This is a genomic window from Anaeromassilibacillus sp. 1001302B_160321_C8, assembly GCF_015554745.1.
Lineage (GTDB): Bacteria > Bacillota > Clostridia > Oscillospirales > Acutalibacteraceae > Anaeromassilibacillus > Anaeromassilibacillus stercoravium.
Genome location: NZ_JADNJD010000005.1, coordinates 18,569 through 38,207, shown reverse-complemented (window position 1 = coordinate 38,207; position 19,639 = coordinate 18,569). Strand labels below are relative to the sequence as shown.

Annotated in this window: 21 protein-coding genes; 9 read left to right on the top strand and 12 right to left on the bottom strand. The window is 53.6% G+C overall.

The genetic code is table 11. The features are described from left to right. Window positions 1–959: 959 nt before the first annotated feature. From I2E77_RS04955 to I2E77_RS04945, 3 genes are all read left to right on the top strand, one after another. Window positions 960–1,649, top strand: a complete 690-nt coding sequence (locus I2E77_RS04955) for a hypothetical protein (protein ID WP_140400359.1) — start codon at window positions 960–962, stop codon at window positions 1,647–1,649. An 18-nt stretch (window positions 1,650–1,667) separates the two neighbouring features. Continuing rightward, entirely contained in the window at window positions 1,668–2,105 is a 438-nt protein-coding gene (locus I2E77_RS04950; protein ID WP_207738189.1) for a hypothetical protein, read from the top strand. A gap of 343 nt (window positions 2,106–2,448) precedes the next feature. After that, window positions 2,449–2,961 carry a hypothetical protein gene (locus tag I2E77_RS04945; protein ID WP_207738188.1) on the top strand — a complete coding sequence of 171 codons (513 nt, stop codon included), beginning with the start codon at window positions 2,449–2,451 and terminating at the stop codon, window positions 2,959–2,961. Between the two features lie 231 nt (window positions 2,962–3,192). On the opposite strand, the gene I2E77_RS04940 is transcribed toward I2E77_RS04945, so the two are convergent. The 3 genes from I2E77_RS04940 to thiT form a co-directional block, all read right to left on the bottom strand. Then, window positions 3,193–3,642 carry a hypothetical protein gene (locus tag I2E77_RS04940; RefSeq protein ID WP_195450725.1) on the bottom strand — a complete coding sequence of 150 codons (450 nt, stop codon included), beginning with the start codon at window positions 3,640–3,642 and terminating at the stop codon, window positions 3,193–3,195. Window positions 3,643–3,678: 36 nt separating this feature from the next. Continuing rightward, on the bottom strand, window positions 3,679–4,164 hold the full coding sequence (locus I2E77_RS04935) for a hypothetical protein (protein WP_191448849.1): 486 nt from the start codon (window positions 4,162–4,164) through the stop codon (window positions 3,679–3,681). A gap of 161 nt (window positions 4,165–4,325) precedes the next feature. Then, entirely contained in the window at window positions 4,326–4,895 is a 570-nt protein-coding gene (gene thiT / locus I2E77_RS04930; RefSeq protein WP_087233906.1) for an energy-coupled thiamine transporter ThiT, read from the bottom strand. A gap of 504 nt (window positions 4,896–5,399) precedes the next feature. Between thiT and I2E77_RS04925 the strand changes: the two genes are divergently transcribed. After that, the gene (locus I2E77_RS04925) at window positions 5,400–6,575 is read left to right on the top strand and encodes a hypothetical protein (protein ID WP_195450724.1); all 1,176 of its coding nucleotides are present in this window, start codon (window positions 5,400–5,402) and stop codon (window positions 6,573–6,575) included. 243 nt (window positions 6,576–6,818) lie between these two features. Here the strand turns inward: I2E77_RS04925 and asnB are convergent, their stop codons facing one another. Both asnB and I2E77_RS04915 read right to left on the bottom strand, forming a co-directional pair. Further along, window positions 6,819–8,669, bottom strand: coding sequence for an asparagine synthase (glutamine-hydrolyzing) (asnB, locus tag I2E77_RS04920; protein ID WP_191441315.1), 1,851 nt, complete (start codon window positions 8,667–8,669; stop codon window positions 6,819–6,821). A 49-nt stretch (window positions 8,670–8,718) separates the two neighbouring features. Next, on the bottom strand, window positions 8,719–9,372 hold the full coding sequence (locus tag I2E77_RS04915) for a CpXC domain-containing protein (protein ID WP_087233900.1): 654 nt from the start codon (window positions 9,370–9,372) through the stop codon (window positions 8,719–8,721). A gap of 273 nt (window positions 9,373–9,645) precedes the next feature. Here I2E77_RS04915 and I2E77_RS04910 point away from each other — a divergent pair, with 273 nt between their 5' ends. Next, window positions 9,646–10,224 (top strand): hypothetical protein, encoded by a 579-nt coding sequence (locus I2E77_RS04910; protein ID WP_087233898.1) that lies wholly within the window; start codon window positions 9,646–9,648, stop codon window positions 10,222–10,224. Continuing rightward, window positions 10,224–11,294, top strand: a complete 1,071-nt coding sequence (gene mnmA / locus I2E77_RS04905) for a tRNA 2-thiouridine(34) synthase MnmA (protein WP_195450723.1) — start codon at window positions 10,224–10,226, stop codon at window positions 11,292–11,294. The genes I2E77_RS04910 and mnmA overlap by 1 nt, the downstream gene beginning before the upstream one ends. Before the next feature lie 146 nt (window positions 11,295–11,440). Here mnmA and I2E77_RS04900 read toward each other — a convergent pair whose 3' ends face one another. From I2E77_RS04900 to I2E77_RS04890, 3 genes are all read right to left on the bottom strand, one after another. Continuing rightward, window positions 11,441–11,734 (bottom strand): helix-turn-helix domain-containing protein, encoded by a 294-nt coding sequence (locus I2E77_RS04900; protein ID WP_191441327.1) that lies wholly within the window; start codon window positions 11,732–11,734, stop codon window positions 11,441–11,443. A gap of 378 nt (window positions 11,735–12,112) precedes the next feature. Beyond that, window positions 12,113–13,240, bottom strand: coding sequence for a hypothetical protein (locus tag I2E77_RS04895; protein WP_087233894.1), 1,128 nt, complete (start codon window positions 13,238–13,240; stop codon window positions 12,113–12,115). A gap of 248 nt (window positions 13,241–13,488) precedes the next feature. After that, a complete protein-coding gene (locus I2E77_RS04890) occupies window positions 13,489–13,872 on the bottom strand; it encodes a thioesterase family protein (RefSeq protein ID WP_087233892.1) in 384 nt (127 codons plus the stop codon). Window positions 13,873–13,987: 115 nt separating this feature from the next. On the opposite strand from I2E77_RS04890, the gene I2E77_RS04885 reads away from it, so the two are divergent. Continuing rightward, on the top strand, window positions 13,988–14,761 hold the full coding sequence (locus I2E77_RS04885) for a heparan-alpha-glucosaminide N-acetyltransferase (protein ID WP_191405936.1): 774 nt from the start codon (window positions 13,988–13,990) through the stop codon (window positions 14,759–14,761). A 41-nt stretch (window positions 14,762–14,802) separates the two neighbouring features. On the opposite strand, the gene I2E77_RS04880 is transcribed toward I2E77_RS04885, so the two are convergent. Next, on the bottom strand, window positions 14,803–15,192 hold the full coding sequence (locus tag I2E77_RS04880; RefSeq protein ID WP_191441317.1) for a sulfite exporter TauE/SafE family protein: 390 nt from the start codon (window positions 15,190–15,192) through the stop codon (window positions 14,803–14,805). Next, window positions 15,189–15,557, bottom strand: a complete 369-nt coding sequence (locus I2E77_RS04875) for a sulfite exporter TauE/SafE family protein (RefSeq protein WP_087233886.1) — start codon at window positions 15,555–15,557, stop codon at window positions 15,189–15,191. The genes I2E77_RS04880 and I2E77_RS04875 overlap by 4 nt, the downstream gene beginning before the upstream one ends. A gap of 175 nt (window positions 15,558–15,732) precedes the next feature. Between I2E77_RS04875 and I2E77_RS04870 the strand changes: the two genes are divergently transcribed. Together I2E77_RS04870 and I2E77_RS04865 are read left to right on the top strand one after the other, a co-directional pair. Next, window positions 15,733–16,095, top strand: a complete 363-nt coding sequence (locus I2E77_RS04870) for a DUF6483 family protein (RefSeq protein ID WP_191405938.1) — start codon at window positions 15,733–15,735, stop codon at window positions 16,093–16,095. Between the two features lie 109 nt (window positions 16,096–16,204). Continuing rightward, a complete protein-coding gene (locus I2E77_RS04865) occupies window positions 16,205–16,903 on the top strand; it encodes an alpha/beta hydrolase (protein WP_191521239.1) in 699 nt (232 codons plus the stop codon). A gap of 215 nt (window positions 16,904–17,118) precedes the next feature. Here the strand turns inward: I2E77_RS04865 and I2E77_RS04860 are convergent, their stop codons facing one another. Together I2E77_RS04860 and I2E77_RS04855 are read right to left on the bottom strand one after the other, a co-directional pair. Continuing rightward, window positions 17,119–17,553, bottom strand: a complete 435-nt coding sequence (locus tag I2E77_RS04860; RefSeq protein ID WP_191448867.1) for a hypothetical protein — start codon at window positions 17,551–17,553, stop codon at window positions 17,119–17,121. Window positions 17,554–17,734: 181 nt separating this feature from the next. Beyond that, complete coding sequence (locus I2E77_RS04855; protein WP_195450722.1) at window positions 17,735–19,633, bottom strand: heavy metal translocating P-type ATPase; 1,899 nt, start codon at window positions 19,631–19,633, stop codon at window positions 17,735–17,737. Window positions 19,634–19,639 lie beyond the last annotated feature (6 nt).

Sequence of the window (19,639 nt, the reverse complement as noted above, 5' to 3'; positions counted from 1 at the left end):
CATCTCGTCAAATCCTCTAAATTACACACAACTATTTCTAATTTGCAAATCTACCATTTTTATTGACATATTTTTAATAAAACGTTATTATTATAATAAAAGAAATCTGTTAAAGATTTTCGAGAGGTGTGATTAGTCCAATGGAAATGTACAGAAAATATAAAGAAAATTTACTAATAATTTTGAGTAAAGAAGAATAAAAATGAAAAAGCTTATTTCTTTCATTTTGTCTTTGGCAATGATTGGTAATATTTTAAGATACTTCGCCTCTGCTCTTCTATTAATTTCAATTTGTTTTAATTTTCCCCGTCCGATCCGTCTTACTTTTGGCCTTGTTGCCACTGGAATTATTTGTGTAACTGGGGTCCTTCAGTATCTCCTGTTATGGCGGGAAGAGCGAACGGCCATAAACAAATGGAAACTCTTATTATTTACGGGATTTTCTTTGATCTGTCTCTGTTTGGTAATCGGTTCCTATTTTTGGTTGACATGACAGGCCCTTGGCTTACATATGGAGCTTACATAGTAAGCAGGAGATAAAAGTTCTAAATATTTTCCCAAATAAGTGCATCAACTGTCGACTAAAAAAGTTTCCGCCTTGGATTTCCCGCTGAACCTAATGGAGGACGCACGGAAAAGCGTGAAGAAATAAATCTTTATAGAAATTGTAACTCCCGGAGCAGGGCGCCGGATAGACGCCTGTTCTGGGAGTTTTCTTTCCCATTTAAAATATTGTTTGATTTATAATCAATAAAATCGTCTCGTCAAATCCTCTAAATTACACACAACTATTTCTAATTTGCAAATCTACCATTTTTATTGACATATTTTTAATAAAATGTTATTATTGCAATAGAATAAATCTGTTAAAGATTTTCGAGAGGTGTGATTAGTCCAATGGAAATGTACAGAAAATATAAAGAAAATTTACTAATAATTTTGAGTAAAGGAGAATAAAAATGAAAAAGCTTATTTCTTTCATTTTGTCTTTGGCAATGATTTGTTGTGTTATTTCTGTTCCAGCTTCGGCAGTAGAGTCTCCTTCAAAAAGCCTCTATGATATTCGCATTGAGAACTTAGTCGAACGGTCAGGTACTGAATTTACATTTTCCAAAACACAAATACTTCCTGAAAGCAGAAATACCATAGGAGTATCAAATTATAGGACTGATCTGAAAAAACTTATATTTAATAGCGATGAAAATGCAGATAAATTTGAAAATGCACTTCGTTCATCTGGTACTAATACTGAAGAAACTATGGACGATAGTCTACTTGTAACTCTTACGACTACAATATACTACTCAATTTCCCCTTCTAATGTGGACGATCGAGAATTGATTCATCTTACAAAAGTAACTGGCAGTTACACTTCACCATATGCGGCAGGAGATTATATGGGGAATGGAGTATATTGTGTAGGAAGTGAAGTTAGACTAGGACAGATTGGATTTAGACTAAGTGGTGGAAGTATCACCAATCAAGTCAAAAACTATGATATGGGAACGAAACGAAGTTGGAGCATTACCCCTCCTTCAAATTGGGAAAGTATTGTTGTAGGAGATCAAGAAGCGGTTGGATGCCGTTATCAGGTTATTTTATCCAGAGGCAGTAGTGAATGGATAGCCGAATTGAGCAATAATCATTAATGTCACATTCATGATGCTATGATGCAAAAAAATTCTAATCCAACAATTATTTTTCAAAAAATCATTCTGTTATTTGTACTCGCAATTATAATTATAACAACACCTTTTATTATCGGATTTTTGGACAAACAGCGTTCCCTTACTTATGAGCCCCAATGGTTTGTTATAAAGTGGGGCTTTGTATTCGTCACGGAAATTGCCTTTGGATTTATCCTGTGCCTCTTGGCGACTCCCTGCGAGGGACGCTTGCACCGGTTTTCCTTCGGTTTTCTCTTGTTGTTTGTCGGTTTGGTTGGACTTACCTCGGCTTTTTATTGGGGAATGTTCTATCCAGTATTGGCTCCCGAAAGCGGGACCATCACATTGCTGCATGTCCTATCCGGTGTAGCCCTTTTCAACGTATTTTTCAGGAAACGGGGGATTCCTCTTGAGGACGGATCCATCTCAAAAGTATGAAAATCTCCATCGTTCCTGGCGGCCGGATATTTCCACATCGGTATTGCTGTTGATTCTCATTGCTATTGAAACGATCCCACATATTTTTTCAATAATCCGTTCTATCTGGGAAGTGGGCCTTTTTAACTCCTTTTTCGGTCGCTGGTAAACGGTATGCACAATCCATGCAATAATCCTGTGCGCAAACAAATTCCCCGTAGAAAGGCGGCAGTTGGGCTGCATCGCTTTGATCTATGTGGCCCGTTTAACGGATTCCCGTTTGTTTACCTCCTATGCCATACTGGAAAGGCAGGGAATTCCCTTGAAGCTTGCAGAACCGCGAAATCCTAAATGCAAAAAAATCTTGCTTGTTGTTCTTCTCTGTTTCCTCTTGGCCGTCTATTTTTTCTACACGCGCCCCTTCTCCGTGGACGGCCTAGCCGGGGGAAATCCCCTCATATCTGCAAATATTCTGAAATACGAAGTCTCGTTTCAGGCGGGGGACGCGCCCCCAAAAACTACTACAACCAGTATCTTTACCAAATCCCCCTCCGAATTGGAGGATCTCGCATCGTTTTTGAACGGGTTCCCGGTCAACCGGAAGGTAAATTGGAAAAGCTGGATTGGCATCCCCGACAATGGCAATTTTGTTGAAAATGGCGGCATCGTTTTTCTGGACATCTATCTCAGCTACGAGAAACCGGACGGCACCCTGGATTCCGTGTCCTACGGCACCAATTCCCAAGGGAAAATGAATCTGGAAGGGTCCCCCTGTGGAATCGGGCGGTTTGGGCAACGAAATCAAGCGTTTTATGAAGCGCTATTGCGTCTGTTTGCCGAGAAATCCCATTCGCCCCTTTGGGAAGTTTCCTCCTAACGGTCTTCCTCCCGGCATCCACGGCCGTATCCTGTGGGAAATCTGATCCCGTTGTCCTTTTAGGAGAGTTGATAAAAATAACTCTAAAAGAAATCCGCTTCCCCGCGCAACGCTTGCGAAACCCCATTCCCCGGCCTTTGATCTGGATTGGCATTCTCTTGGCAATGCTCCTCTGTTTCGCCCTGTTCTTTCATCCAGCCTCTCTGGGGAATGTTGTGCGGGACTTCAGCTCTACAGAAAAGGTCCATATTGTAAATTACTATACCGTAGCAACGTCGCATCTGCCGCCTCAAAAAGGAGGGGGAGCTCTCTTTTTCCTACACGGATACAGAAAAACAGGAAGCTTTTCTGGAGATTCTGGACCGCTATGTCCTGTTTAAAAGCCCGAATCAGACATATGGCGGTATCGGGGAAGAAGTCTACCGCCTCGCGATTGATCTGACGGACGCGCACGAACCATCGGGCATCCTGGCCATTACCGTCCACAGCACGGGGGACTTCACCATGAACGGCACCCAGTATGACGTCGGGTTTGGGGGCATGCACGGCCAGCAGCTTTATCAGGACTTGGCCGCTTTTCTGGAAGAATTCGCTTAATTTGCATGGGCAAACGCCTTGCAAACCGAGGACGGTATGGAACTGCTTTTTCCAAGCATAAAGAAGGGGCTGTTGCAGAATCATCTGCAACAGCCCCTTCGTATTTGTATCTGTTCAAATTTAGCCTGCAATCTCCGCAAGATTGTTGACCGCTGTCTGCCAAAGCTCCAGGAACTCCTCGTACTTCGTCTGGCCTTCGGAGAGCTTATCGCTGACAATCGTCAGATCCCCGCCGTCGCCGAGGTTGTTTGCCATCTCACGGAATGCCGCTGTGCCTTCCAAAGCTTTATCCACGGCTGTGTTGAATTCTTCCTGCACCGCCTGGTACTTCTCCGGCGCTTCCACGGCCTTCAGCGCGTTGAAATCCTCTTCCAGGGTGTCAATCGCATTGAGCATCGCCGTCTGGGAGTCAGCGTCCCCCGGCTGGATGCCCGCCAACGCCGTATTAAAATCGGTCTGGGACAGCGTGATGTCATTCATGATCGCTGTGACGTCCTCTTCCCATTGTTTCTCCTCCTGGTTCCCACCGCAGCCGACCAGCGCGGCAATCATCAGAAGAACGATCGCAAGGACGCCTACCTTTTTGAATGTTTTTGTCATATTCATAAGATTCTTTCCTCCAATATCATGCAAAAGTATGGAATGTTTTATTATTTTATCATCTTTGGCGTATAAAGTCCACCCTTTTTGAACGATTCGTTAGAACAAAAAAGGACCCTCTTCATGGAACATCTCCAAATTCCGTGAAGGGGGACCCACCGATACAATCAAATGGTCTTTGCCTTCCGCCCCTCATAGCGGTCGATCACCGCCATGAGCACCACCGCAAGGACCACCGTCAGGATCGTCTGCGGGATCATATAGAGCGCATTGTAGGTCAATGAATACTGCCAGACCGCCCAGCCTTCGGGCGTATACTCCGTCCATACGGTCACGCCGGAGAGGAAGCTGCACAGCAGGCGGATCAGGCATACCGCACAGGTTCCCACCGCCACGCTGACGCTGCGGTTCCGGAACGGCTTCCCAAAGACCGATGCCGCTCCAACGACGGTGAAGGCAATCACATAATCCAACAAAATCACCACGGCAAATGCACCGAATGTCTTGGCGGGCGGCGCGTCAAACCGCATGAGCATCTGCAACAGGCTGTGGGTGAACGCCGCGCCAATCCCCCATTTCGGGCCCTGATGGAACGAAAGCAGCACCAGCGGGACCATCCCACAGGTGACGGTGCCGCCAAACGGCATCTGCCAGAGCTTGAAGAAATCGAGCACGACCGAAAGGGCGATCATCAGCGCGCTCTCCACCAAGATCACCGTTGTGTTGTTCTTTTTCATAAACATTCCCTCCTGTGTGCGGGCGATCCCGCCGGCCTGTGTCCGCCCCTGAGCGCAGGTCTGCTGGAATCGAAACGCACAAAAATACCCCGCGGACAGCCGCGGGGCACAAACCATAATCTTCCTACGCTGGCATTATCCAGATCAGGTACGGTTGAAACGCGTCGATTCGCGTTCTCTCAGCCGGGAACACCCAGCACCCCTTATTCATTTCTATTTATCATATCTGCTTCCAGATGATCTGTCAAGGAACGGCCCTTTTTGCCATCAGGCCGCTTTCCAAAAAAGCGCCGGAAATCCCGCGCAGGGCCATCCCTTCCTCCCCCTTGGAGACGAATCCCTCTCCGAATCTTGTATGGATTTTTCTATCCAAATCCATCTGTCTTTTTCTGTTTTATTCTCCGGTTTGGTATGCTATAATAACAGAAAAGACTTGTAAATATTTCCACGGATGGTTGGAAAACGGCAAAACCCGTCGGAAAACGCGCCACAGGGGGTGTGGGAATGAAGGTCGTGGACCTGCGCAACATCTTTGCCAATTGCAACGATCAGCTCATCGAAATCAGCGACAACCGGATCTACTATGCCGAAGAAAAAAACGAGGAGGGCCACAACAGCCTTTTCCTTTTGGAATACAACCGGATCACCAGGCGGGAGCGCATCCTGGCCAACTATATCCTGGACAGGCCCGCCTTTGTGCCGCATTTTTTCAGTTTTTCCGATGTGATCCTGCTGGTCCTGGAGGACGGCAGCAGCAATGTGGAGCTGCTGTCCATCGATAAGATCACCGGCGAAGAGCGCCACGCGGTGGTGCTGAGCCTGGTGGGGAATTTTTCCGAATGCGCCGCGCTGGACGAGAGCCGCATCATCCTCTTTACAGAGGAGGACGATACACACGCGGAGCTCTTTTCGGAATACCGCCGCCTGACCGGGTTTGCGCGCGTGGCCCTGCTGTTCGATCTGGAAGAAGAAGCCTATTATTACCTGCGGGACCCGCGCATCTGCAACGCCGCTGCCCGCGACCTCGTTACATACAGCCTGGACGGCGACCAACAGCTTCTGGTGCTTCAGCCGCACGGCGATGAGACCGAAAAATGGAACTGCTACCGCAACCGGCGCTGGCTCGGCGACAACATCAACGACAACGTCTGGCTGTGCCCGCTGTTTGATTTTATCGTCTCCGCCAAGGCGGGGGAAAAGCGCGTCCCGCTGGAATTGATCCTGAGCGCAGGCACGGCTGGGCTGGTCCGCTACGCGGGTATGAATGCGGAATCCATCTATTTCCGTGCGAAACATTTCCCCTCCAACGACCAGCGCCTCTGCGCCGTCGATAAGCGCACCGGGAAGCGGCAGATTGTGGCGCAGCTCAACCTCCGCCCGGACGAGCAGGAGGGGTATTTCTGCATCGACACGGAGGACGGCCGCGCCTACAAAATCGTGGACCGCGGCGATTATTTGGAGGCCGTGGGCGTGCTGAATTCCAGCCTCCACGCGCGGTACAGCAAGGAGCTGGGCGACTTCATCACCTGCGTGGAGGACCGCTTCATCATCGCCAGATACATCCTCGCCGACGAAAAGGATTCCTTTGAATTCCATTCCATCTTCGACTGCCTCACCGGGGAGCAGCAGAGCTATGAATGCGCCTGCGCGGTGGAAGGCGGCACGGTGGTCCTGTATTGACACTTACGCTTCATTGAAGCGTCCACATAGCCCAACAGATGCGGTTGCCCCTGCTGCGCGCGGGGAAGCGGCGCCAGCTGCCATTTGACAGCGCTCCATTGAACGAAAGCCGAAGAAGCAAAACTGTTTCCGGCCCGCTCCCAGGATTGCCCATCTTATGTACCCGCCGGAAACACACAGATAAAGCCAAACAAATTGCCGCCGTACAGGATCTTGTCCTGCACGGCGGCTTCTTTTTCTCAATCAGAGCTTCACCTTGTCGGGGTCGCTGAAATAAATGTCGTACCAGATCAGGAACACGTAGATCGTCCAGATCTTGCGGTTGTTGTCGCACTTGCCCTGGAAATGCTCGTCCAGGAGCTTGACCAGCGCATCCGTATGGAAGAACTGCTTTGCCGTCTCGCCGGTAAATGCCGCCTTGACAATGTCGTAATACTTCTGCTCCCGCAGCCACACGCGCGTGGGCACCGGGAAGCCCAGCTTCTTCTTCTGGGCCGTGGCGGGCGGCAGGTGGCGCATGGCCGCTTTGCGCATCGCATACTTGGTGTTTTCCGGGTTGACGCGCAGGCGGCGCGGCAGCCGGGAGGCTACTTTGAACACCTCTTTGTCCAAGAACGGCACGCGCAGCTCCAACGAGTTGGCCATGCTCATGCGGTCGGCCTTGAGCAGGATGTCCCCGGCCAGCCAGACGTTGATGTCCAGATACTGCATCTTGGTCACGTCGTCCTTGCCCTGGACGCGGTCGTAGAAGGGGCGCGTCAATTCCTGCGGGCGGGTGCAGGGCATCCCCTCCCGCAGCAGCTTGCGCTTCTCTTCCATGGTGAACATGCTGCAATTGCCGATGAAGCTTTCCTCGATCGGCTGTGCGCCGCGGATCAGGAAACTCTTGCCACGGAAGCGGAACGGCAGCGCCTTGGCGATCGCCGCAAACGCCTTGCGCAGGAACAGCGGCAGCTTTTTATAGCCCGCCAGGTCGTCCGGCTCGTGGTAGATATTGTAGCCGCCGAAGAGCTCGTCCGCGCCCTCGCCGGAAAGGACCACCTTGACATACTCGCTCGCAATCTTGGAGACAAAATACAGCGCAATGCAGGAGGCGTCCGCGAGGGGCTGGTCCATATGGTACTGCACCTTGCGGATGCTGTCCCAATATTCCTCCGTGGAGATCACTTTGTAATGGTGCTCCAAGCCGACCTCTTTGCTCAACCCCTTGGCCCAGTCGATCTCGTTGTACTTTTCCCCGTAGTCAAACCCGACGGTAAAGGTCTTTTGCCCCTTAAAATAGGTGGACACATAGCTGGAATCCACGCCGCTGGACAGGAAACAGCCGACCTCCACGTCGCTGATCTTGTGCGCCGCGACGGATTCCTCAAACACCTTCTCGATCGCGTCCACGGCCTGTTCCTCGGTCATGCTTTCGTCCGCGTCAAATTTCGGCTCCCAATAGCGCGTGGTCGTGACCTTGCCGTCCTTATACCAGAGGTAATGGGCAGGCATCAGGCAGAACACGTTTTCAAAGAAGGTCTCCGGGGGCGGGGCGTATTCAAACGAAATGTAGTTGTCCAGCGCATGGCGGTTGAACTTCTTCTGGAAGCCCGGGAATTCCAAAATGCTCTTGATCTCGGACCCATAGACGAACGAATCGCCCACCTGTGTATAGTGGAGCGGTTTAATGCCGAAATAGTCGCGCGCCAGGAAAAGGCTGTTGTCCACCGTGTTCCAGATGGCAAAGCCAAACATCCCGCGCAGGCGGTTCAAAAGGCCCTCTTTCCACTCCTCAAAGCCGTGCACCAACACCTCAGAATCCGTATTGGTATAAAATTTATGGCCCTTTTCCAGCAATTCCTTGCGCAGGTCCTGATAATTGTAGATCTCCCCGTTGAAGGTCAGCACAAGGGTGCGGTCCTCATTATAGATGGGCTGGTCGCCCGTGTTCCCCACGTCGATGATGGACAGGCGGCGGAACCCCATTGTCACGCCGTCCCCGGCAAATACGCCGGAGCTGTCCGGGCCGCGGTGGGTGATGACGTCCGTCATCCGCTTGATTACCTCGTCGCGGTCGAGCACTTCGCCCGTAAAACCACAGATTCCACACATGGTTGGCACCTCACTTATTCAAAAGCGCCGTGCATCCGGCGCCGGAATTTCAATCCTCTTCTTTATATGCGTCGAGAAGCTTCTGCGCGAGCACCGGGTCCACCGGCGCAAAGCCCTTCTGCTCCGGGTGGACCTCTTCCACAATCTCCAGCGAACGGCGGTAAGCGTCCATCCGGGTGGTTTTCAGCACTGGCTCCGCGCTCCCCTGGAAAAAGAACACAAACCCGATGCGGTTCTTTTCCTCCTCCGCAAAGGAAAAATACCCTTCCCGTGGCTTTTTTCCATCCTTTTTCTCCACCACAGCAGAAAGGGCCCATTTCACCAGCTCGACCGCGCGGTCATCCAGGCCGGCTTCAAAGATCAAAATCTTCTCCTTGAGCTCCGCCAGGGAGGAAACCACGCGCTTTTGCACGTAACCGATCTGCGGGAATGCGCGGTCCACATCGACCGCATCCAGTTCCTCTTTCCCTCCGTTTGGAACCAGATAGACCATCAATTTACGCCCCTTGTCGTGGTACAGGCAGGGATAAGCCATCTGTGCGACATAGCCGCAGGCGGGGCACGTCCAATTAAACAGGGTCTCCTGAAGCACCTGTTCCCGCAGGTTTGGGTTCACCTCGGCGTTGATGCCCGGCCACATCCGTGTTTCCACCGCCTCCCCGCACCGCGGGCAGCTCACCGGCCGGCTGATCTCGGTTGACATGCATCGTTCACTCCCTAGTTTCTCAAATCATCCCGGGCTGTATCCAGCCTTTTGGAAAGAATGTCGTTTAAAAATTAGTATAACACAATCCCTTGCAAGGTACAACGTTTCAAGCCCGGAAAGGAAAATTCCGTCCAACCGGATACAAATTTTTCACTGTTCTTTTTGCCTATTTTGCGGTATAATAAGGTTAATTCAAAAAGAGCGCTTGGAGCGCATCAGAAAAGGCGTCATGCCAAATATCGCCGCATCAGCGGGACCGGAGGGAAAACGATGGGTATTTTCAGTGTAATTGGCAATGAAGTAACAAAAGCCGTCGACTATGTCGTAGAGAAAAACCGCAAAGCCGCCATGATCAACCGGCTCCGGATCGTCATCAAAAACGAGCGGGAAAACACCGCGCGCGCCTATGTTGCGCTTGGAAAATATTATATGGAGCACCTGCGCAATCCGGAGGACGCACAGGCGGAGCAGCTCTGCAAGGCTGTAGAGGAAAGCGAAGCGCGTATGCGCAAGGCGTTCAACAAATTGGACGAGATCGCCTCCCCGGTGGAAGAGGAAGACCAGTGCGCGGGCTGCAACGACGATTGCGACGTATGCCCGTATTATGAAGACCTGGATGCGGCGCAGCGGGAAGAGCTCGCCCACTGCGCCGGCCATGCGGATGAAGCCGACGACGATATTCCAGCGGCGCCCTTTGTCAATGAGGCGCACGATGCGGCCGCAGCGGAAGAGGAACGCCAGGAGGCCGAAAAGCACGCAGAGTTGGAGGATGCGCCCGCCCCTGCATCCGACGTAACCGCAGGCAAGCCGGACATCTTTGGCGAAGCGGCGGAGGACGACGCGGAATAATGAGCAAGAAGAAAGTTCTTTTGGGCATGAGCGGCGGCGTGGACAGTTCGGTCGCCGCTCTTTTGCTGTTAAAAGCCGGCTACGACGTGACAGGCATGACCATGCGCCTGCGGCCGGACGCCTACATGCAGCAGAGCGCCTCCGGGGGCTGCTGTTCCCTGGACGACATCGACGACGCGCGCCGGGTGTGTTACCAATTGGGCATCGAGCATTTGGTCTTGAATTTCACCGAGCAATTCGAGCGCGACGTCATCCAATATTTTGCCGGGCAGTACGCGGCGGGCCGCACGCCGAATCCCTGCATTGCATGCAACCGGCACTTGAAATTCGACGCGATGCTGCAAAAGGCGCGGCTGCTGGGGTATGATTACATCGCCACCGGGCACTACGCGGTGATCGAGCAAAACAGCGCCGGGCGCTGGCTGCTGAAAAAGGCCCCGGCCAGCAAGGACCAGAGCTATGTGCTCTATTCCCTGACACAGGACCAGCTCGCGCATACGCTGATGCCCCTGGGCGCATACACCAAACCGGAGGCCCGCCGCATGGCGGAGGAAGCCGGGCTCCGCGTGGCGCACAAGCCGGACAGCCAGGAAATCTGCTTTGTTGAGGACAACGACTACGCCGGTTTTTTGGAGCGCTATACGGGGAAAAAAGCCCCGGAGGGCGATTTTGTGGATGCGGAAGGCCATGTTTTGGGCCGCCACCGGGGAATCACGCACTACACCATCGGCCAGCGCAAGGGGCTGGGCGTCTCCTTCGGCAGGCCCATGTATGTGACAAAAATCGACGCTGTCTTGAACCGCGTCACCCTTGGGGAAGAGGGCAGCCAATATGCGTCGTCCCTGCTGGCGGACGACCTGAACTTCATCCCCTTTGATACATTGGACAAGCCCTTACAGGTACAGGCAAAGGTCCGCTACCAGGCGCGCCCCGCCGAGGCAGTCTTAACCCCGGTGGAACACGGCCGCGTGCGGGTGGACTTCGCAGAGGCGCAGCGTTCCATCACGCCGGGGCAGGCCGTCGTCTTCTACGACGGGGACCTGGTCGTCGGCGGCGGGACGATTGTCTGAATCCAGGAAGAAAACAGACCTATAAAAGGAACCAAGCCGGTCCAAGGCAATATGCCTACGGACCGGCTTGGTTTGTTTTGAATATTTTTATTAGAGATTTATAAGCACTTGAAATTCGGCACATGGCCAAGCTCCTATTGAACCTCTTACATCTCTTTTTCTCGGTTTTCCCGAAATTTATTTGCCGTTTCCACCAGAAGCCCTACCTCGATCGTATCCAATCCTGTAACAGAAATAGTGGCTGTATCGTTTAATCCTAATAAATAATCTGTACTCACTTTCCAGATCCGTGCGAGTTCTACAACATACTGTGTGGACGGGACAGAAAGACCGCTTTCCCAGGCGTTTACACTGCTTCGCGTAATATTCAACAATCTTGCCAAATCATTTTGCGTTAGTTTATTCCTCTCTCGCAGCTCTCTTATTTTTTCCCCTATCATACAGCCGCCCCCTCCCATATCAATACAATACTCTTTACCTAAAGATATTGCATTATCACAAAGATGTTTATACTTGACAACTGATAACATTTTTTGTAATATCGAGAGGGAATCTAAGGAGCAAGGGGATATTGGAAATGAACTTTTGTGAGAATCACCTCTGTGTTTACTGGCAAAATCATACATGCTGCCTTGACTTCGTCCGTGTGGACGAATCTGGAAGCTGTGCAAGCTGTATTTTCGTTTCCATTCCTCAGGAAATAATCGAACGCGAACGAAAGAAACAACTTCTTCGCTATGAACAGACAGACAATCTTCTATAAAAAACACGCGCCGGGAACCATTTGCATGGCCCCCAGCGCGATTCTTATGATGAAATTATGCGGCTTCCGAAGAGGTTTCCTCGCCGGAGCCATCCGTGCCCTCCTGCGAAGAGGTCTCGTCCGTGGACGCGGCAACCGAGGACGTCTCCTGTACAAACATATCCGGCTGGTAGGAGTCGATCGCACTCTGGTTGACCGTCGCATTATAGCTGTCCGCTGCGTCGTCGATCTTTGCTTGGAATTCTTCCTGCTTCATGGTTTGCAGGATGCTGGTGCGGCTCGTCTCGTCGCTGATGCGCTCGTCCGCCGTCGCGTTGATGTCGTCCTTGACCAGCAGGACCTTGTACAGCCCCTGCACATCGATGACGCTCGCCTTGCCGTTTTCCAGCGTGTCCAACTCCGTGCCGAACTCCAACGGATAAGAAGCCGTCTCGCCGCTGAAATCCGCCGCATCGGTGTAAACCTGCACCGTGTCGTCGCCGGAAGAAGCCTTATAGGCGTCGGCCGCATCCTGGATGGTCATAGAACCGTCGTTGATCTGGGAGGCATACCCCTTAAATTCCGTATCCAGCTGGGAAAGCTCGTCGTCGCTCAGGCTTGCACCGGTGGTCATGTCGATGATCGGCGCCATAACATACGAAAACGCCTTATAATTGGTCAGATAATAGTCCTTCACATCCTCGTCGGAGACTTCTTCCGTCCCACCAGGGCCGTAGGTTGCGTCAAACACCTTGGTAAACTTGGTGTAATAGTCGGCATACGCCAAGTTAAACGAAGACTTCGCCACGCCATATTCGGTCATAGCAGTAGAGATCGATCCCCAGAAGCTGTCGGTCTGGTCGGAAACCTGCTGCAGCTCGTCCTCGGTGAGGCTGAGGCCCATATCCCGCATCATGTCGTCGATCACCAGGATGGACTTGGTCTGGCGCAGGGCAAAATCCTTCATCCAGGTAGCTGCATCCTGATCCTCCACGGTCTGCTCCAATACAGGCTGGGTGGCGTCCTCTACCATGTAGTACGCCTGCTGATAAGCGCTGTACAGGTTATAGATATAAGCGCCGATCGGAACGGTGAGGTTCTCACTCTTGACCGCCCAGCTTTTGTCCGTCCCAGAACAAGCGGTAGCGCTTACCATCATGACCAGCGACAGGACAGCCGCCAGGCACTTTTTCCATGTTTTCATGATTACACTCTCCTTAATTGCCGGCACGCAAATCCATTTTGCGCAGTTCCGACGAATCATTTTTCGGCATTTTTAGCACATTAGACAATATTATACACCAGATGTTTCATTTTGTCCATCAAAAAATCGATTTTTGTTGAAATAAAAGTATTTCATGTGAGAAACATCTTGCAAAGCGCCATCGATTCCTGCCGCCATTTCTTTCATTCGCCGGATGGGACATCTCCGCGCTGTGCATAAAACACCGTTTAGTTGGACTGGCTGCGTGCCTGCGCCTTTGCGAAAAAGCGCTCCTTTTCCACGCTGACGCGCTCGTGGGTGCCGCGCGCAATCACGCCCGCATTGTCCCTGGCTTCCAGCGTAAAGCGGTACATACGCCCGTCCACTTCGGTCAATGTTGCGGTCGCCTCCACCTTCACGCCCGTCACGGTGGGGCAAAGGTGCTCGATGGTGATTTGGCTTCCCACGGTGGTCCAGCCATCCTGGAGTTCCTTCTGCGCCAGCTCTGCGGCCGCGCCCTCTAAAAATGCAGCTACCATCGGCGTAGCCAAAACCTCCACACTGCCACTTCCCACGGCGGTTGCCAGCATCTCCGGCTTCACTACATATTCCTTTGTCAAAGTCTTATCCATTGTATTTGCCTCCTATTCCTGTTATAATTCTGATGAGTTTGCCGTCTTATTATAGCAGACATTCCCTTCGGAAGGAAGTTCTTCCGTTTCCCATTTTCACAAAGGAGCGACGAATATGGAACAAACGGAGCGTGCAACGAAGCGCATTCATCTGATGGACGAGCTGCGCGGCTTTGCCGTGTTCTGCATGGTATTCTATCATGCCTTCTATACGCTCGCCTATCTATTTAACTTGGAGTTTGGCAAAGCCCTGCTCAACTTTTTCATGCCCGCAGAACCCTGGTTTGCCGGCCTCTTTATTTTGATCGCCGGCATCTCCTCCAACCTCTCGCATTCCAACCTGCTGCGCGGCCTCAAACTGGCGGGGATTGCGGCGGTGGTCACATTGGTCACGTGGCTGGTGGTCCCGGCGGAGCGCATTCTATTTGGCATCTTGCATTTCCTCGCAATCTGCATGATTTTATTCGGGCTGATCCAGCCGCATTTGCGCAGGAAACGCCCGTTCACCTGGATTCCCACCATCCTTTGCGCGCTTCTCTACCTATGTACCCGGCAGGTGGGCAGCCGTCTGCTCGGCATCGGCCCCATCAGCATCCCGCTCCCCGATGTGCTCTATGCCACGGATTGGCTCGCGCCCCTGGGCTTCCACAGCCCCAACTTTTTCTCCGCAGACTATTTCCCGCTTTTGCCGTGGATTTTCGTCTTTTTTGCCGGAACAAGCATCGGCCGCCTCGCGGTCGAGGGGCGTTTCCCCGCTTTTGCCTACCGCTCCCGCGTGCCCTTCCTCTCCTGGCTGGGCCGCCACGCGCTGGTGATCTACGTGGTGCATCAGCCGGTGATCTACGGCATTTCCTGGCTGGTCACCATGATCCTGTCCAGCGTCTCTTAAAAACCATTCATACGCTGCCCTGTGCGAACCGCACGGGGCAGTTATTTTTTGTCCGGCCCGTCTTCCTCCTTCTTTCCCTTGGAAAACAGTTCCCGTATGCCCAGGATCAGCACAAATACGGCAAATCCCTTGCTGACCCATACAGGATGCAGGGCATTTGCAAGCCATACGCCCAAGAACGCGCCCACCACGCCAAACGGCGCGCATTTCAGGGCGAATTTGTAGTCGATCAGATGGTGCTTCATGTGGATGTAGATCGAGACCGCGGCAAGGGGCAAGAAAAAGATCAGGTTGATGCCGCCCGCCTGCATCTGCTCCATCCCGAGGAACAAGGTCAGATAGAGCACGAGGATCCCGCCGCCGCCCAGCCCAAGCGCGCTGACAAACCCCGCGACCAGGCTTGCGATCCCCGCGACCAGCCACCCGCTCATCGCAGAAGCAGCCGCACGGCTGCATAAATCATGAAGGCCCCGAACGCCTTGCGCAGGAGCTTATCCGGGATCTTCTCCATTAGCAGCGCGCCCAGGATCGCACCAAGGAGCCCGCCTGGTAAATATGGCCATGCATCGGAAAACCGGATGGTCCCGTTGGCCAGGTACAGGATCGCGCTGACGATGGAAACCGGCAGGATGACCGCCAGGGAGGTCGCGTGCGCCTTCTTGAGCGGGATGCCCGACGCCTTGAGCAGCGGCACGGCGGCAATCCCTCCCCCCGCGCCAAACAGTCCGTTCAGCATACCGCAGAGCGTGCCGATTAGCGCCGGGGTAAATTTCTTCAGGCCGCGCAATTTTTCCATCTTCCTGCCTCCCTCTGCCTAAAATCTCCTGTTAGCATTGGAAGGTTGGTATCGTTTTATACCGGCATTTGTTATACAAATCGTATTATTATTTGTTATTTATACAAATCATTCATCCTATCTTGCCCCACCGGGGGCATTATGCTATGATGAAATGGAAAAGAGGGGATGCAATATGTTTCAGCAGGATTGGATTTTACGTCAGATTGAAATGATCGGCGTGATTTTGGCGCGTCTCCTGTTTGGGAAGGACAAGCCGGATTATGAAATCGTGGAAAAGGAAAAGCTTTCGGATTCGGACCAGCTCTACATCGAATTGATCCGCATGTTGGACGAGGGCAAGATCAACGAGGCGGAAAACCGGCTCTATGAGGAGCTGGACCCCGCACGCTTACCGATGCTGGAGCTGGCTCTGGCCTTTTACTCCCGCTTGAACCAGTTTGACGACGCCTATTTGGAAGCACACAACTATTCCCGGCAGGAGATCGAAGAGGGCCTGCACGCCGCGACAAAGCTCTTCGGGATTCAGCTGGAATAAAGCCGTTCCACGCTCGAGGAAGCTTGCAAGCAAAAGAACGTCCCATTCTCCGTGTCCGCGTAGGCATCCCTAGCCAACCGGATACCTCATTTTTTCGGGAGGGAAACCGATGAAAAGCATTTTACTGGCAGGGCGCGACTGCCCTCTGTTCGTACCGGAAGGGAAAATCCCGCCGGGCGGCTTTTCCCTGATGCTCTCCAACGACGGCGACATGCCCGCCGCGGACTTTGAGGCCATCTTCGCCCATATAAAACAGCAAAACTGCGTGTTCCTGGCCGTCCCTCCCATGGACCGCGACCGGGAATATACGCCTTGGCCAGCGCCTGCGCTCTCGCAAAAAGCGCCCGCCTTTTCCGGGGAGGGCGGGGCCTATCTGCAATTTTTGACAAAAACGCTCCTGCCGGAAGCGCGCAAGGCCCTGCCCGTCACAGCAGACCCCGCCCGTACAACGCTGGTGGGCTACTCGCTCGGCGGCCTTCACGCCCTTTGGAGCGCCACGCAGTGCGGGGCGTTTGGGCAGATCGGCTGTCTCTCCGGCTCCCTCTGGTACGACGGCGCGGCCGAATACTTCCGGTCACATCCGTTAAACCCGGCCGTCCGGCGGGTCTACCTCTCCCTTGGCACGGCGGAGGAGAAGGCCCGGAACCCGCGCATGGCCCGCGTGGGGGATTGCACCCGCGAAATCCACCAGCTTTTGAAAGGCCATGGCGTTTCCTGCACCCTGGAGTGGAATCCCGGCGGCCATTTTCGCGCGATTCCCGAGCGCTTCCTGCGGGCAATCGACTGGCTTTGCGGTCAAAGCTTTTAAACCGCAGCGGAACGTCTGGTGCAATTCCAGGAAATGCCGTCTGGCGGGCGCATGAGAACCGCCCTATGCAGTAGTCTGGTTTCCCAGACGGTTGTATTTTTTGGGGATTCCATTTCGGGGGCTTTACACAACAAAAGCAGCGGAGAAAGGCCGAAAACCATTCTCCGCTGCTTTTTTCTTTATCCAGGTTCGTCCCTCCGCAGGGCGGCGGGCACTTATTGCACAGTAATCCTACAGGCACACTCCTGTGCGCCGCGCAGGATCGTGCCGCACAGAGTCACTTCAAAGCGCTTTTCCGGCCAGAGCGTCCGCAAAACGTATAGAACGCTTTGCCTGGAGCACTCGCACAGCCACGGCGACCGCACATATCCCTCTGTAACAAGCGGGCAAGAGCATTGCGCAAAGGCAAGGAGGTAGACCGTATCCGGTTCCATCACCTCGCCCCGCAAGCCAGGGGTGTCGTTGACCGCCTCAAAAAAGCGGTCGAGGTTGCCTTCCGCCGTCCGGTAGAGCGACTGATAAAACTCCAAAGTGCCCTGCTGTACGCAATTTTTCCCACATTCATGAAACAGCGCTTCCTGTTGGGATGTTCCCAACGCGGCGACGCCTTGTTCGAATCCCTGAAACCAATAGCGGATCTTGTCATCCATACAATTCCCTCCATGTTCCTCTCGCCTTTTGGCGCTGTCTTCCCACCGTATGATAACATAAATCTTGCACGGGCGCTATATCGAAATGGGCGCATTGCAGGCATGTTCCCTTTTAAAAGCAAAGACGCCGGATTCTCCCAAACGGAAAATCGGCGTCTTTGCCTATTAAAAAGAGGATTTCTTATCCGTTGCCTTCTTGGAGCGCCACTGGGACGGACGGCTCCGGCACCTCCTGCCCGGAGGTGCGCAGAGCGCGCGACGCGTTCAGGATAGCCAGCACGGAGACGCCGACGTCTGCGAACACGGCCTCCCACATGTTGGCCATGCCGAAGGCGCCCAAGGCCAAAAACAGCAGCTTAATGCCCAGCGCAAATACGATGTTCTGCCGCACAATGCGCAGCGTTTTGCGGGAAATCCGGACCGCCACCGCCAATTTGGACGGCTTGTCGTCCATCAGTACGATGTCCGCAGCCTCGATCGCCGCATCGGAACCGAGTCCGCCCATGGCGATGCCGATATCCGCGCGGGAAAGCACCGGCGCATCGTTGATGCCATCGCCCACGAAGGCGAGCTTCCCCTTGCCGCTGGTATTCTTCAGGAGGCGTTCCACCTGATCGACCTTATCGCCCGGCAAAAGTTCCGCGTGCACCTCATCGATGCCGATCTCCCTTGCCACAGCCTCGCCGACCGCCTTGACGTCGCCGGTGAGCATCACGGTCTTTTTGACCCCCTCGCGCTTGAGCGCTTCAATGGCCGCAGCCGCATCCGGCTTGACCGCGTCCGAGATCACAATATGGCCTGCATATTCGCCGTCAACCGCCACATGCACCACCGTGCCGGTGCGGTGGCAGTTGCGCCAGCTCGCCCCAATCCGATCCATCCATTTGCCGTTTCCGGCATATACATCATGCCCATCGACCTTCGCGCGCACGCCGTGGCCGGAAATCTCCTCCACGTCGGTCACACGGGAGGCGTCCACTGGCTTCTGGTACGCCTCGCGCAAGGAACGGGAAATCGGATGCTCGGAATAGCTCTCCGCCAGCGCGGCAAGCTCCAAAAGCTCGCCTTCGCTGATGCGGTCCGGGTGTACGGCCGTGACCTGGAAGGTCCCCTTTGTCAGGGTACCGGTCTTGTCAAACACCACCGTCTCGGTCTTGGCCAACGCCTCCAAATAGTTGCTGCCCTTGACCAGGATGCCCTGCTTGGAGGCCCCGCCGATCCCGCCGAAAAAGCTGAGCGGCACCGAGATGACCAGCGCGCACGGGCAAGAAATCACCAGGAAGATCAATGCGCGTTGCAGCCAATCGCTCCAATCGCCCCCGAAGAGCAGCGGCGGCAACACCGCCAGCAGCACGGCCCCAATCACGACGACCGGGGTGTAGTACCGCGCAAAGCGCGTGATAAAGTTCTCCGCGCGCGCCTTTTTGCTGCTCGAATTCTCCACCAGGTCGAGGATCTTCGCCACTGTGGATTCACCGAACACCTTTGTCACGCGCACCTTGAGCAGGCCGCTCTGATTGATGCAGCCGCTGACCACATCGTCCCCGGGGTCCACATCGCGCGGCAGCGATTCGCCGGTGAGCGCCGCCGTATCCACGGCGGAGCTGCCCTCCAACACCACGCCGTCCAGCGGGATCTTTTCGCCCGCCTTGATGACGATCGTATCGCCGACCGCCACATCCTCCGGGTCCACCTGGACCAGCTTCCCATCCTGCTCAATGTTGGCATAGTCCGGGCGGATATCCATCAAAGCAGCGATCGACTGGCGCGAACGCCCCACGGCATAGCTCTGGAACAGCTCGCCCACCTGATAGAAGAGCATTACGGCAACGCCCTCCGGGTATTCCCCAAGGGCAAAGGCGCCCACGGTGGCGATCGCCATCAGGAAGTTTTCATCGAACACCTGGCCATGCGCAATGTTGCGGATGGCCTTCCAAAGCACATCCCAGCCGATGACAGCGTACGGGATGAGGAATAGAACCAATTTCACGATTCCGCCCACCGGAATGAGTGCCGCGGCCACCAAAAGGACCGCGCTGAGGATAATGCGAACCAGGGTCTTTTTCTGTTTCTTGCTCATAGAAAT